Source organism: Microcoleus sp. MON1_C5 (genome assembly GCF_036701875.1).
Lineage (GTDB): Bacteria > Cyanobacteriota > Cyanobacteriia > Cyanobacteriales > Microcoleaceae > Microcoleus.
Genome location: NZ_JAUBRN010000018.1, coordinates 1 through 14473, shown reverse-complemented (window position 1 = coordinate 14473; position 14473 = coordinate 1). Strand labels below are relative to the sequence as shown.

The 14473-nt window shown below is 44.4% G+C and carries 15 protein-coding genes; 7 read left to right on the top strand and 8 right to left on the bottom strand.

The window, feature by feature from the left end:
- Window positions 1-34: 34 nt before the first annotated feature.
- The 5 genes from QUA71_RS11375 to QUA71_RS11355 all read left to right on the top strand — a co-directional run bounded on the left by QUA71_RS11375 (window position 35) and on the right by QUA71_RS11355 (window position 5514).
- A complete protein-coding gene (locus QUA71_RS11375; RefSeq protein WP_333284951.1) occupies window positions 35-943 on the top strand; it encodes a glycosyltransferase family 2 protein in 909 nt (302 codons plus the stop codon).
- A gap of 1 nt (window position 944) precedes the next feature.
- Window positions 945-2105, top strand: coding sequence for a glycosyltransferase family 4 protein (locus QUA71_RS11370; RefSeq protein ID WP_333284949.1), 1161 nt, complete (start codon window positions 945-947; stop codon window positions 2103-2105).
- A gap of 116 nt (window positions 2106-2221) precedes the next feature.
- Window positions 2222-3451, top strand: a complete 1230-nt coding sequence (locus tag QUA71_RS11365) for a glycosyltransferase (protein ID WP_333284947.1) — start codon at window positions 2222-2224, stop codon at window positions 3449-3451.
- A gap of 59 nt (window positions 3452-3510) precedes the next feature.
- The gene (locus QUA71_RS11360; RefSeq protein ID WP_333284945.1) at window positions 3511-4593 is read left to right on the top strand and encodes an NAD-dependent epimerase/dehydratase family protein; all 1083 of its coding nucleotides are present in this window, start codon (window positions 3511-3513) and stop codon (window positions 4591-4593) included.
- Window positions 4594-4668: 75 nt separating this feature from the next.
- Window positions 4669-5514 (top strand): WecB/TagA/CpsF family glycosyltransferase, encoded by an 846-nt coding sequence (locus tag QUA71_RS11355; protein WP_333284943.1) that lies wholly within the window; start codon window positions 4669-4671, stop codon window positions 5512-5514.
- 305 nt (window positions 5515-5819) lie between these two features.
- Here QUA71_RS11355 and QUA71_RS11350 read toward each other — a convergent pair whose 3' ends face one another.
- The 7 genes from QUA71_RS11350 to QUA71_RS11320 all read right to left on the bottom strand — a co-directional run bounded on the left by QUA71_RS11350 (window position 5820) and on the right by QUA71_RS11320 (window position 12456).
- Window positions 5820-5951, bottom strand: a complete 132-nt coding sequence (locus QUA71_RS11350) for a hypothetical protein (protein WP_333284941.1) — start codon at window positions 5949-5951, stop codon at window positions 5820-5822.
- Between the two features lie 96 nt (window positions 5952-6047).
- Window positions 6048-6260, bottom strand: a complete 213-nt coding sequence (locus tag QUA71_RS11345; RefSeq protein WP_190661525.1) for a transposase — start codon at window positions 6258-6260, stop codon at window positions 6048-6050.
- Window positions 6261-6620: 360 nt separating this feature from the next.
- A complete protein-coding gene (locus tag QUA71_RS11340) occupies window positions 6621-7118 on the bottom strand; it encodes a helix-turn-helix domain-containing protein (protein ID WP_333284939.1) in 498 nt (165 codons plus the stop codon).
- Window positions 7119-7470: 352 nt separating this feature from the next.
- Window positions 7471-8730, bottom strand: a complete 1260-nt coding sequence (locus QUA71_RS11335) for a glycosyltransferase (protein ID WP_333284937.1) — start codon at window positions 8728-8730, stop codon at window positions 7471-7473.
- Between the two features lie 713 nt (window positions 8731-9443).
- Complete coding sequence (locus QUA71_RS11330) at window positions 9444-10403, bottom strand: DUF362 domain-containing protein (RefSeq protein WP_333284936.1); 960 nt, start codon at window positions 10401-10403, stop codon at window positions 9444-9446.
- Window positions 10404-10531: 128 nt separating this feature from the next.
- Complete coding sequence (locus QUA71_RS11325; protein ID WP_333284934.1) at window positions 10532-10858, bottom strand: hypothetical protein; 327 nt, start codon at window positions 10856-10858, stop codon at window positions 10532-10534.
- A gap of 173 nt (window positions 10859-11031) precedes the next feature.
- A complete protein-coding gene (locus QUA71_RS11320) occupies window positions 11032-12456 on the bottom strand; it encodes an aspartate ammonia-lyase (protein ID WP_333284932.1) in 1425 nt (474 codons plus the stop codon).
- 404 nt (window positions 12457-12860) lie between these two features.
- On the opposite strand from QUA71_RS11320, the gene QUA71_RS11315 reads away from it, so the two are divergent.
- Window positions 12861-13310 (top strand): hypothetical protein, encoded by a 450-nt coding sequence (locus QUA71_RS11315; RefSeq protein ID WP_333284930.1) that lies wholly within the window; start codon window positions 12861-12863, stop codon window positions 13308-13310.
- 35 nt (window positions 13311-13345) lie between these two features.
- Window positions 13346-13636 (top strand): hypothetical protein, encoded by a 291-nt coding sequence (locus QUA71_RS11310; RefSeq protein ID WP_333284928.1) that lies wholly within the window; start codon window positions 13346-13348, stop codon window positions 13634-13636.
- Here the strand turns inward: QUA71_RS11310 and QUA71_RS11305 are convergent, their stop codons facing one another.
- A complete protein-coding gene (locus QUA71_RS11305) occupies window positions 13637-14281 on the bottom strand; it encodes a peptidase M15 (RefSeq protein WP_333284926.1) in 645 nt (214 codons plus the stop codon).
- Window positions 14282-14473 lie beyond the last annotated feature (192 nt).

Sequence of the window (14473 nt, the reverse complement as noted above, 5' to 3'; positions counted from 1 at the left end):
TTGCCTCTCGCTATAACCCGCACAATTGGGAACAATGAACCGTACTAAAATCGCCGCCCTTTTAACTTGCTTCAACCGCAAAGAGAAAACATTAGCTTGCTTAGATGCTCTTTTTAAGCAGGCACTTCCAGCCGATGTTGATATTTTAGCCTATTTAGTCGATGATGCCAGTACCGATGGCACCAGCGAGGCAGTTCATCAAATCTATCCTCAAGTCAAGATTTTTTCCGGCGATGGAAACTTATTTTGGAACGGGGGAATGCGTGGGGCTTTCACCGAAGCCATGAAAGATGATCCCGACTACTACCTATGGTTAAATGATGACACTCTTATTTATCCCGAAACAGTACGCGTCTTGCTAGAAACCACTCAAAAATTATCAGAAAAAGGAGAAACCAAAGCAATCGTTGGCGGTTCTACCTGCGACCCAGAAACGGGTAAAACAACTTACGGCGGTGTCGTGCGAAATAACCCTTTGCACCCCTTCCGATATGGTATCCTAGAACCAACAAAAGAGCCTCAGATGTGCGATACTATGCACGGCAACTGCGTATTAATTCCCCGCAGTGTTGTGCAAATGGTCGGCAACCTCGATCCGGCTTTTGTCCATTATATTGGCGATTGGGATTATGGTTTACGAGCCAGACAGAAAGGATGTACAGTTTGGATTGCTCCTGGCTATTTAGGCACTTGTTCTCTCAACCCCCAGGTAACCAAAACGGCTGCTGATAATTTAAGTGAAGGATTGGATAAAATGAGCCAACCGAAAGGTTTATCGTTCAAAGATACTACCCTGCAACCGGCTCAAGAGTGGAAAGTATTTACTCAGCGGCATGGTGGCTGGTTGTGGCCAATTTATTGGCTGCTACCTTATCGCAGGTTAGTTTGGCTTTCAGTGTTGAGTAAACTGGGATTGACTAAAAACAAAACTCAAGGTGAATAGGATGGTTGATAAAAATGAACTCCGCATTGCTTGGCTTGTCCCGGAAGTGGGACTGGGAGCCTACTGGCAGCCGGTTTTGAGAGAATTTACGAAGGTTTTTAAGAATACTGTATTTTATACTGGTGGGGTTTGGCCGGGATTCGATCCAAAAATGCCGGGTTCGTCGGTAATTCAGTTAGTAGGAAAGACGAGTTTTGTAGAGACGACAAAGATAGATACAGGCTACGATCGCGGATTTATCGTAGTATCACCTAGTATTATCGGCTATCTGCTCGAATTTCGTCCTCAAGTCGTATTTCCCCAAGCTTTCTCTTTGTGGACTGTGATTGTAGCGCTTTTAAAACCGCTGATGCGGTGGAAAATTGCGATTATTTATGATGGTAGTTCCCCCAATACAGATTTTCGAGATTCGAGTTTTCGGACATTTGTTCGCCGGGTACTTGTGCGGTGTGCTGATGCTTTTGTTTCTAACAGTAATGCGGGTCAGCAATATCTGATAGAAGCGCTTAATGTACCGGAGGATAAAATTTTTACCCGAACCTATCTTGTCCCAGATGCGGGAGCTTTAATGAAACGGCTGGAGGGCACTGATTCGCCGAATTTGGAGTTGAAACGCCCAATTTTTCTGTATGTGGGGCGCATCACATCAAGAAAGGGAATTAAGACGCTTTTAGAAGCTTGCGCTATTCTTAAAAGTCAAGGTTATGTAGATTATTCGCTGTTGATTATTGGCAAGGGAGATCAGCGGGAGGAACTGGAAGATTTTATTAAAGAGCGCAATTTTGAAGAGCAGGTAACTTGGGCCGGATGGGTGGAATATGGAAGTTTGGGTTCTTACTTTCAGCAAGCTGATGTTTTTGTATTTCCTACTTTTGAGGATGTCTGGGGAATGGTGGTACCGGAGGCGATGGTTTTTGGCAAACCTGTACTCTGCTCAAATGGCGCAGCTTCCTGCGAATTGATTGCTGAAGGGGAGAATGGTTACATTTTTGATCCTAGAGACTCTCAAGGTTTGGCTGAGGCGATCCGGCGTTTTCTGGACAATCCAGATTTGATTAAGTCAATGGGAGAGCGATCGCGCGAACTAATTGCTCAAAAAACTCCCGAAACAGCCGCCCAAGCTTATGTCGAAGTAACATCATTTTTAATGGGTAGTGGTTAAGCTGTTGTGGGTAGTAGAAAAAAACAACGTTTTTAAGTAACCAACAAAAACTAACCACTAACAACAAATTAAAAACTCACGCCTAACAACTAACAAGTAACCACTAATAATTGCCGATGAAAATTCTTTTATCTGCCTTTGCCTGCGAACCCGGACAAGGATCTGAGGAAGGAGTGGGCTGGAATGCGGTGGTAGAAGCCGCCAAACATCAAGAAGTTTGGGTACTAACTCGCACCTTTTACCGTACCGCTATTGAAGCTTTCCTCGCCGCGAACCCTAACCCTAACCTGCACTTCGTCTACATTGAGCCTTTCGGCTGGAGCGAAAATTTTAAAGGTAGACAGGGAGGGCTGCAATTGCACTATTACCTGTGGCAAATTTTGGCTTATTTAGAGGCGCGCGATCTCCACCGCCAAATTAATTTCGACATCGCCCGCCACGTCACCTACGTTAAATTTTGGTCGCCGAGCTTCATCTCGCTGCTGCCTATTCCTTTTATTTGGGGGCCTGTGGGCGGTGGCGAAGCAGCCCCTAAACCTTTTTGGGAAGATTTTAGCTCCAAGGCAAAACTTTACGAAACAGCGCGAGACTGGGGGCAGCGCCTCGGTGAGAGAGATCCCTTTGCCAGGATGACGGCTCGGAGAAGCGTCTTAGCTTTGGCGACGACGGAGGACACGGCTAAGCGGGTGCGGGCGATGGGGGCTAGAAAGGTGCAGGTGCTTTCTGAAGCCGGTCTGTCAAAGGCAGAGATGGCGCGGCTGGGAGAGTGCAAAATGCCAGGGGATTCGCCGATCAGGTTCATCAGTATGGGGCGGTTGCTGCACTGGAAAGGCTATCACCTGGCGGTACGGGCTTTTGCCCAAGCTAACTTGCCGAATGCCGAATATTGGCTGCTGGGGGATGGCCCGGAAGGCGATCGCCTTCAGTCTCTAGCGGAAGAATTGGGCATTGCCTCTCAAGTTAAGTTGTGGGGGAGGCTGCCACGCGAGGAAACTTTGGGTAAGCTAGGGGAGTCTCATGTACTTATTCACCCTAGCTTGCACGATTCAGGTGGCTGGACTTGCTTGGAGGGGATGGCCGCGGGGCGTCCCATCATCTGCTTGGATCTGGGAGGGCCGGCTACTCAAGTGACGGCGCAAACGGGGGTAAAAGTACCTGGTTACAATCCAGAACAGGCAGTGCAGGGTCTAGCTGAGGCGATGGCTCATTTAGCCGGCGATGCCGAGTTGCGATCGCGCTTGGGTGAAGCAGGTCGAAATCACGTCAGGGAAATCTATGATTGGGATGTTAAAGGTAAATTCTTTGCCCAATTGTGCGAAGATGTATGCAAGGAAAAATCAGGATAACTTCCTATTTGTTCGATCGGGCAAAACAAAGAAAACTATATTTTTTCAGGCGGTGAAACGTGGGCGTTGCAATCATTACTGGATCTGCGGGTTTAATTGGCTCTGAGGCGTGTAAATTCTTTGCCAAACAAGGCTTAGATATAGTTGGCATCGACAATAATATGCGCCAGTTCTTTTTTGGTGCGGATGGTTCTACAAACTGGAACCGCCAACAGCTAGAAAAGTCCTTGGGAACCAAGTATTATCACTTAGATGTGGACATTCGCGACTATGAAGCGATTACCAATATCTTTCAGCGGTACGGCGAGTCGATCGAATTAGTAATTCACACAGCAGCCCAGCCCAGCCATGATTGGGCTTCCCGTGCTCCGAAAATAGACTTTACCGTCAATGCCAACGGCACTCTCAATCTTCTAGAAGTAACTCGCCTGTACTGTCCCAAAGCTGTTTTTATTTTCACTTCTACAAACAAAGTATACGGCGATACGCCTAACAGTTTGCCTTTAATTGAATTAGAACACAGGTGGGAAATTGAACCCGGGCATACTTACGAAGGCGGCATTCGGGAAGATATGTCAATCGACCAGTGCCTGCACAGTTTGTTTGGTGCTTCTAAGGTAGCTGCTGACGTTTTAGTTCAAGAATACGGTCGATATTTTAATATGAACACCGCTTGTTTTCGCGGTGGCTGTTTGACGGGGCCAAATCACTCGGGAGCTCAATTGCACGGCTTCCTCGCCTACTTGATGAAGTGTGCCGTGACGGGAACTCCTTACACGGTGTTGGGCTACAAAGGCAAGCAAGTCCGCGATAACATTCACAGCGCGGATTTAATTGCGGCATTTTATGAATTTTATAAAGCTCCCAGAAGCGCCCAAGTTTATAATACAGGAGGAGGCCGGTACAGCAATTGTTCGATGTTAGAAGCGATTCAGATGTGCGAGGCAATTGCGGAACGCAAATTTAATTGGACTTATGCTGAAGGAAATCGGATTGGCGATCACATTTGGTGGATTAGCGACAATTCAAAATTTTCCAGTCACTATCCTAACTGGAAAATGAAATATAACGTTAAACAAATCTTACAGGAGATTTATGAATGTAACCGCGAGCGTTGGCTGAAAGAAGGGTCGGATAATTAAGGAAAAAAAAATAAATGTGCAGGGAATTTGGGTAAACGATTGAATATAACGTTAAACAAATTTTAGGGGAGATTTATGAGTGTAAGCGCGAGCGTTGGCTTAAAGAGGTGTTCCATGATTGATAAAGGGAAAAAGAATGTACTCGGCATATTAGTAAATGCCGTTAATTATGAAGCGGCTGTGAGCAAAATTATTGCGGCAGCTAGCGCCGGAAAACCCATGTCAGTTTCTGCTCTAGCGGTTCACGGCGTAATGACTGGCGTTCTGGACAGCACTCATCGTTATCGGATTAATCACATTGACTTAGTATTGCCAGACGGACAGCCGGTCAGGTGGGCGCTAAATTGGCTATACCATACGGAATTGCCCGATCGAGTTTGCGGGCCGAATGCTATGTTACAAATCTGCGAACGTGCGGCAGAAGAAGGATTACCTATCTATTTGTACGGCTCTCAAGCTTCTGTACTCGAGGCTTTATCTCGCAATCTCTGCCAGCGTTTTCCCAAGTTAATTATTGCTGGAACTCAGCCTTCTAAATTTAGGCACGTATCGGCCCAAGAGAAACAAGAAATTGCGCAGCAAATCCGCAACAGCGGTGCAGCAATTACTTTTGTCGGTTTGGGGTGTCCGCGACAAGAAGTCTGGGCTTACGAATACCGGGACGACTTATCAATGCCGCTGATTGCTGTAGGTGCTGCTTACGATTTTCATGCGGGTAATTTGGCTAAATCTCCTGAGTTTTTATCTAAGATAGGTTTGGAATGGCTGTTTCGGATGATTAAGGAACCCAAGCGCCTCTGGCAGCGGTATGTTTTTTTGAATCCGCTTTATATCTGGCTGTTTTTGCTGCAAGCTTTTAAAATCAAACAGTTCGACCCCACAGACGCCACGCCGCCTGTAGAAGAAGTATTATATGGTTGAAATTTAAAAGTTTCTTGTGAATTATGGGTGCTCACAAGTAAAAAGTAAAAAAGCAAACACATCGTAACTAATCGTTTTGAGGTGCAACTGCGATCGCATATTCAAGAAAATTTATATCAAATCCGGTGGCATCCGAATTATAGTGGGAGCTTAAGAACTCGCGATTTGGGTAGCAAGATCTTAAGCTCCCACTGACACGATCCAAATATATTATTCCGATGCCACCGGAAACGATATTACGCGAGAAAACAATTTTTACATGATCTATGTGCTAAGCTGCTGACTGCACACCTTATACCAATTTCCTAAAGTTCTGCTACAGATAAGGCATCTAAAATGAATTGCCATCCCGTCAAAGAAGCAATGACTTCATTCGTCAACTTGTTTAACTCTTTTTGCACCGCTGCTCTCAACTCCTCTATGTGTTCAAATCTCAACCATTTTAATTGTTCTTTTACATACCCCCACAGTCTTTCTATTGGATTTACTTCCGGACTCTAGGCTGGCTGAAATAGCAAAATAATACCAATTTCCTAAAGTTCTGCTACAGATAAGGCATCTAAAATGAATTGCCATCCCGTCAAAGAAGCAATGACTTCATTCGTCAACTTGTTTAACTCTTTTTGCACCGCTGCTCTCAACTCCTCTATGTGTTCAAATCTCAACCATTTTAATTGTTCTTTTACATACCCCCACAGTCTTTCTATTGGATTTACTTCCGGACTGTAGGCTGGCTGAAATAGCAAAATTACATTCAGGCGGTATGCTCAGATTTAAGGAGTTATGAAACCCTCCATTATCTACTTGTATGATATGTAAATCCAGAGGATACTTACTGGCAAATAGCTCCAAGAATTTCTCGAAGCACGTTGTATCCAGATGCGTAAACTCGTAAAAAAAACCCTCTCCTGTTAGTGGCTCCACTGCCCCGTACAGCCATAAATAAGTAAAATCCCATAGCACTTGGACTTGCGGTTTTATTCCGCTCCCTGTTAATTTTCTTCTCCTAATTGTATACAAGCCCATCCGGCTTTCATCTTCACTCCAATATCGCACTTTTTTCCACTGTTTTAAAAAGCTCTCACTCTGACTCAAGCTGCCTTTGATTAAGGATGAAAGTTTTTTTTAAATTCCTCTGGTGCTCCTGGTTTTTGCTTTTCACTTACTGGGCGCGGCACTTTTAATTTGCTTTTGAGCCGATATCTTGCCCACTGATGTACTGTTCGATATGCTAGTTTTACTTCACAGCAGCTTGTCAACCATTGATGTACTTCTTTATAGCTACTGAATCCTTCGGGTTGTTGCAATTCCTGTGATAATTTCTCTACGGTTTCTGGATTCATTATTCTCGGTCTTCCCGAACGGGGTTTCTGGATTAATAATTCTTCTATTCCCCCCGAGCGATAGCTAGACAGCCATCTTTGTATTGTGGTACGATGTTTACCTAACCGCACAGCAGCCGACAATACACTTTCTACCGTTTGAGTTTTGAGCCAATACAGAACTTGCAGTTTTTCATAGCGTTGAGCATCTTTTTCTTGACGCAGAAGAGCTTTCAATTCTGCTGCTGTTTCCCGAATTTCAATCTTGGCAACTCCTGACATTTTTCTTTCTTATGTTTGGGTACTAACTTACAACACAGACACCTACTAACTGTAGCACTACTTTAGGAAAATAGTATTATTTGTGCCTGTTCCCGTGGAAAGGAAAATGAGTGGGTCGCTCGATGGTTTATAGTTGCTGTGGGATCTGGTAGTTGCCCAGAAAATGTAACCCGTTAAAGGAGACTTGAGAACCTATGGAAGAAATGCGATCGCCCAGTCGAGTTTGATGCTATTAAGTTTGAAAAAAACATCTAAATCTAATGGCGATCGATCACCTCAACCATTGCCTTTACAAGACCTCCGATTTCCGTGGCTACCTTAATGACACCTGGCTCAATCGGCAGAAGGACTCTTAAGGCAGTTGACTGTACGCCCAAACCATATCTGGAGCATCATATACTTGACTTTCGGTGACTTGATTAAGCCGCGTTGAGTAGGCAATAGCCTGCATATGTTTTACGCGAGCTTGAAAAGTCTTCTCAAATGTGTGCTGTTGAGCAAACTTCAGCGACTTGAACGACATCGATTTAATTTCTTCCCGGTTGTGGCTGAGTTCTGCAATTTTCTTCGCCATCTGTTTAGGCTGATTCATTGGCACCACCCATCCTGCCTCCGACATTTCTACAATTCCCTGGAATGCTTCGTTAGCATATCCAACAATCGGCACGCCACCAGCCATAGTTTCTATGTATGTACAAGAAGGATCGCCCTGTCGGTGACAGCAAACAAACAAATCAATATTGTTCTTCACAAAGGGGAAAAACTTTGTTTTAAAGTCAGGCACTCCGAGCATTTTCACGCAATCATTAAGTTGATTGGCAGCTATTTGCTGGTGCATCATCTCTTCTAATTCACCCATACCACTGATGAACATTTCAAATTTCACCTTGAGTTGTTTGAGTTCTCTAGCGACCTCAAGTAAATGATCGGCTCCTTTCATCTTAATTAGGCGACCTGAGAATACTAGCCGCAGAGGCCTATCTTGAGAGCGGTTTTCTGTGCGTCGTTCAATGTCAGCTTCTGTTGCTAACATCTCCTCGCTAATCCGCGTGTCAAAGAAAAACAGTGGATTGCGATTGATATGCTTGTATTCTTGGTAGGTAGGGGTGCCGTTGGACTGCAATCCATCTGCCATTGCGATCGCCTTGCGCTGCTTATATTCCTGACTGTAAGTCCAAAGAATTCTTCGCAAGCGGCTCAAGGGATTTATCGTACTCACATTCACGATCTGTTTGCGAGTTTTCAGACTGTATTCGGAAACGTAAATACACGGTACTCCCGCTATTTTACACACTTTACTGATATGGTTCTGTCTGTATTCCGGGACAGCCAATACCAGCCCACTCTGATGCTGATGTAGTAAAGCTGGGGTGATTTGGTCAAAAGAAATTATTTCCAGTTTGAAGGGCAATTCATCAAGTTTGAATTTTTTTGAATCTATCTGGTCGTTGTCTTCTTTCGTTTCTTCCATCATCACCGTAATGGAACCCGACCAATACTTGGCTAACTCACCAACTGCTTCAATCAATTTGCGGGTGAGTAAAACTTCACCGTTGGCCAAAAGCTTAGCTTTGAGTGGCTGTAAGATTGTCAGATTGTTGTTAGTAAGCATAGGTTAGGTACTCCCTGATTTTCAGCTTTTACTGTTGATGCGGTAGTGAATCTTTGCTGTATTTGGCAAGGGCTGTTGATCGATCTATATAACAGACATCTACCGAACTTAAATTTCGCCGCCTGATACGAGAAGCATTTCAGACTCTGTTGCGGAGATATCTCATACTTAAGATGGATCCCGCAACTGGATTAGACCTTTATTATTTAAGGTGAGGTCTGTTTGATATCTCGCAATCATCTGCGATCTACGTATAAGTGTCAATAACCTTTTCCCAGCTTTACTCAATATTTATAATTGAGCGGTCAATTATAAATAAGAGCGCAATTTTAGGGTGAGTTTGGTTAAAACAAGGGCTGTTATAAGTATTTATACTTAAGTAATATCCTTTAACTGCTTCTAGCTAGCAAGAATGAGCGCGAGTTGCGAATACGGCGAGACCAATGCTTTAAGTAAGTCGGCGCGAAAAAACGCTCCTATGTAAACGAGGGCCAAGTCTCCAAGTGATCTCTACTGGCTGACTTAAACCTGTTTACATAGTGTTACATTATGCGGTTTAATCCGGCGTCCCTACTTAAACCATAGAGTTATAACAAATTTATTAAAACTTTACATAAATACATATTGTGTAACATACACATTATATTTCTTTACAATTAACCAGGCAAAGGAGAAGGAATAAAAAAAAAGAAATTTTACTCCTTCTCTCTTCGCTAATGCGAAGCCTTGATGCTGAACTTTTCTTTAATAAACCGGATATAAAGGTGCTTGAAAGCCGACTTCACCACGCGGGGCATACCAAAGTCGATCGGCATCATACTTTCCGGCAACTTCCAATCCAAAACCTTGAGATGTTCAGGCTGCAAAAGCGGAAAATCAAGATCCTCTAAATTCGAGCAAAGCCCCAATCTCATCGCCGCAGCTACAGTGGGAACCGTCGCCGGATCAGCATTAATAATTTCAACTAAAGTTCTGTCCAAAGCAAACACATCATCAGACGCGGCCAAAATTCCCAAAAACTTAGGTTCGCCGCCGCTTGGCCCGTTACCTTCGTGGCCGATAATGCCATCCAAAATCGTCAAATTTGGGTTAATTGCCCGGGCAGTTTCTACCAGCATTTCACCGAATCTGGCGCTATCTTTGCCAGCTTCCATGTGCCACCAAGCCTTCATTTTGCCGGGGACGCAGCCAAACAAATTTTTCACGCCCATTGTCACGGTTAATTGAACGTGAGATTTGAGTTTGGGCAAATTAATCACTACATCCGCTTCCATTGCTTCTTTGCAAATTCGCAGATGATTGAAATCTTCGCTGACTGTTTTGTAGCGTTTTCCTTGAAACTCAACTACTGGCAAATTCAGTTCTTCCAACAGCGGCAAATAACCGTTGGCTTTGGCTACACCCATGGCGCTACCAAAAGCTGGACTATCGCCTAAAAACGGTTTTCCTCCCGCTTCAATCACCATTTTAGCGACGCAGTAAACCAATTCCGGGCGGGTGACGCATTCTTTTGTAGGGCGAGAACCTGTCAGGAGATTGGGTTTGAGTAAAACCCGATCGCCCGATTTGACAAAAGCCGAGATTCCGCCCCAGGGTGCGAGCAAACTTTCTAAAGATGCTTGCAAGATTTGGCGATCGTATGAATTGGCACGAATTAAACTAACAGCCGACATAATGGGTAATTGGTAATTGGTAATTGATAATTGGTAATTAGTAATTGGTAGTGGGTAATTTTACCTCGCTCTTAATTGTCAGCGATTATCCTTACCCATTACCCATTACCGCTAACTAGCAACTCGGTTTAAGTATCCATCGGCAATCTGCCCGCTGCCGCCCGCTGCATGGTACTAACTCGCAGCGAGTTAGAGAATACTCCTTGACCTTGAAGTGCCGGGATAGCAGGTTTTACTTCTACTTTTACTACCCGGGCCGTACAGATAAAAACCGTTTGATCTGCTAAATGGAAAGTCAACCAAGGTTGATTTAACAAATTCAGCACTTCCTCTTGGAATTCTTGTGCAGGCATCGGAAGAGTAAAGGTTTCTGCGTGACCTTCCACATAATGAAATGTCACGTGAGTCGTGTTCTCTTTATCTTGAGTTAATTTGGCAAAGGAACCTGCACGCATAAATTTTGCTCCAAAACTTTAAACTATAAAAAAATTCAGAATTAAATATCAAAAAATTGAATTCTGAATTGTTTAACTTTAACCTGTGACAGCCATCAAGCAGAACTCAGAAGGCAGAAGGCAGAATTAAATCGAGTTCAGCCTTCTAGTATCTAGCTGATACTTGCGATCGGCTAAGGGTTAGCAGAAGATGTCGGCATCGCACTCATTTTCTCTAAATCTAGAACTTTTGCCAAGTCTTCTGCACTCATTAAACCCCGTTCTAACACAATTTGCCGCAAAGATTTGCCCGTTTCTAGGGATTCTTTAGCGACAGCGGCGGCGTTGAGATAGCCGATGTGAGTGTTGAGGGCGGTAACGAGGGCGAGACTGCCTTCTGCGTAAGCGAGACACCGATCGCCCTTAGCTTCAATTTTTTCGAGGCATTGCGTAGTCAAAGCGCTGATGGTATTGCCCAAAATTTCGATGCTGTGAATGAGATTGTAGGCAATCAGGGGCATCATCACGTTCAATTCTAATTGTCCCGCTTGGGCGGCCAGGGCGATCGCGCTATCGTAACCCATAACTTGAAAACAAACCATCGATGTCATTTCTGCCATCACAGGATTGTATTTTCCCGGCATAATTGACGAACCAGGTTGCACAGGAGGCAGTTGAATTTCTTTCAAACCTGTTTTCGGCCCGGAGTCCATCAAACGCAAGTCGTGGGACATTTTCACGCAATCCTGAGCGAGATTTCGCAGTGCGCCGGACACATTTACAAACGGTGCCATACTCTGCATAGCTGCCATTAAATGCTTTGCTGGTTTTAGGGGGTGGTCGATTAATTCTGAGAGAATCTCAGCAACTTTTTGACAGTATTCAGGGTGAGTGTTTAACCCTGTTCCTGCTGCACTTCCCCCCAATCCCAGGGATGTCAAATCATCCGATGCCCTGTCAATTCTCAAGGTATGTTCTCTCAGAATTTGCGCCCAAGCGCCGAAGGTATCGCCGAGTCGAACAGGCACAGCATCTTGCATATGAGTGCGGCCGGATTTAACAATATCTTTGAATTCTTCTGCTTTGTTTTCTAAGGCGACTACGGCCTCCGACAAAGCTGGAAAAAGAGTTTTTTCTAACGCCAACAATCCGCCGATCCGAATCGCCGTCGGAATCACATCATTTGTCGATTGACCGTAGTTTACATGATCGTTAGGACTAACGCGCTTATAGTTGCCTTTTTGATCGCTCATAATTTCCAAAGCGCGGTTTGAAAGAACTTCATTAACGTTCATGTGGTGAGAAGTTCCGGCGCCGGCTTGGTAGACATCAACTACAAATTGATCGCGCAATTTGCCAGCTAGAATTTCATCTGCTGCTTGGACAATTGCTTGACTGATGTCTTGAGGAATGCAGCCGAGTTCGCCATTGGCGATCGCCGTTGCTTTTTTTATTAAAACACAAGCATCAACGTATGTTGATAAAGGCTTAATGCCGCTAATCGGGAAATTTTCAACTGCGCGCAGGGTTTGGATGCCGTAGTAGACATTAGATGGGATTTGTTTGTCCCCCATCGAGTCGCTTTCAGTGCGATAGGTTGCGGTTGGCTTTTGAGTCATATCGTCTGGTTTGTGATAATTAGGAATTGTGCAAACAGAACTTACGCACAGTTGGTCAAAAACCGGGTTTCTTGTCGGGGAATCTGTTTGAAAGCGTAGTTTTTTGTCAAGAAACCCGGTTTCTGAAGGTTTTTGTGTGTCGTGGACTGGCAATTTTTTTGGTAACACGGCTGACGGGCGATCTTACTTTTCTGCGCCCGCAGACAACTTTACAGTAATGCGTAAGTCCCGATCGTACAAAATTATCCCACATCTTAGGCTTCAATCTAAAATCTCAAAGCTGAAATCGATTGACAGTTTGCAAAAGCTAAAATTAGTCGATCGGTAAGGGCGATCGCACGCACACAAGGCGAGTCACCTATAATCATACAAGTAAATCCATTTCACAAGAGTGTTAAACTCCTATGAACAAACCCGCAAAAAATTTCAAACATCCGCTAAATATTTTGATAATCGGCTTAAGTGCCTCTGCAATTTTTCCGCCTTCAGTAAAGGCTATATCCAGCATTGTTCCCACCGCAGCCATCCCGGAAAAACCGGCGATTTTAATGAGTCAGCGCCAGCAGGAGATTCAGTTTAAGCGCGGTGCTAGTTCAGCGGAAGTAAAAGGAGGAGTAGCGCGCGGCGAAGTCATGATTTATCTGATTAACGCCAAACAAGGTCAAACCATGAATGTTGAGATCCAATCAGTTGAGGGAAATGCTGCTTTTAAGGTTGTCGATCCGAATACAAACGCCGTAGCTGAAGGAGAAAAAAGCTGGTCTGGAGAAGTGCCCCAGACGGGGCAATATCAGATAGTCGTCGGTACAGAACGAGGAGGAGCTAGTTACACTCTATCAGTTTCGATCAACTAATTGTATGGTGCGTCGCCACGAGATATTGAAGCTGCTTGGAGATTGTTAGTAGCGACGCACTCTACGTTCTGTCTCGCGTGGGCAACCTTGGCGTCGATTTACCCGATGCCGATGTGTTGATTCAGGTATCAGGAAAGTATGGTTCTCGCCCAGAAGAAGCGCAGCGCCTCGGACGAATTCTACGCCCGAAATCTGACGGACATACTGCGAGTTTTTATACATTAGTCTCGCTAGAAACTTGCGAGGAGGATTTTGCGCGACACCGCCAACTGTTTCTGACTGAACAGGGCTACAGTTATACTATTGAGGTTCAAAAAGATGTTTAGTCAGCGATCGATAAATTCTTGGTAAAACTGCTCATGCAAACCTAAGAAATTATCCATCCCCTCCTTTGTGAGATACCCGCTATTCTTACCAGTGTGCGGGTTTTTTACGTAGCTATAAATTACTTTTGAAACATTAGGATTCTCGCTCCACCTAATGTTGAACGCTGCATACTTTGGGAAAAAGGTCATTTCTGCATAAGCATCAATGTGGTCATGTATCCACCATGCCAATGCTGTCCAATCTTGAGTGCGTTCATAGTAAGGGATAAATGATGTAACAATAATACATACTGTTGCTCCCATATACCCATCTGAATCTTTTACGTCCCAGATATGTTCTGCATAGTTGGACTCATTACTGGCACAGTTGTACTGATTTTTATTCTCTGCTCCTTTGGCGTTCACGGCACAAGAACGATAGGCTGAGCGGATACTAATCCGACCAAGCGCATCTTGAATTGGTTCAAGCACCCTCTCACACAAATTGTTTCCTGCTGCGATCGCCAAATCAGGATCGCTAGGAATGTTAGGGATACCTTCAATTTGAGAGATTTCTGAATAAAGAAACTCACGCATGAAAAAACTCTTAGAGAGTTGAACCCGCCCTAGCTCTTCCAAAGCTTTAACAGTTTGTGGTTGTCTCATAGAATGAACTACAGCAATTAGAGGTGAATAGCTTAATGTTAAACACTGGCAGATAATTTAGAAGCATTGTTTCAGCCAAAAGCAACGTTCCGGTTGAGTGGCTAGAAATAACTTTTTGACGGGGTGACAACCCCGTCAAAACATTGATAAAATAAAGGACATAGCCCTTAGACCCCTCTGAAAAAACGGTAG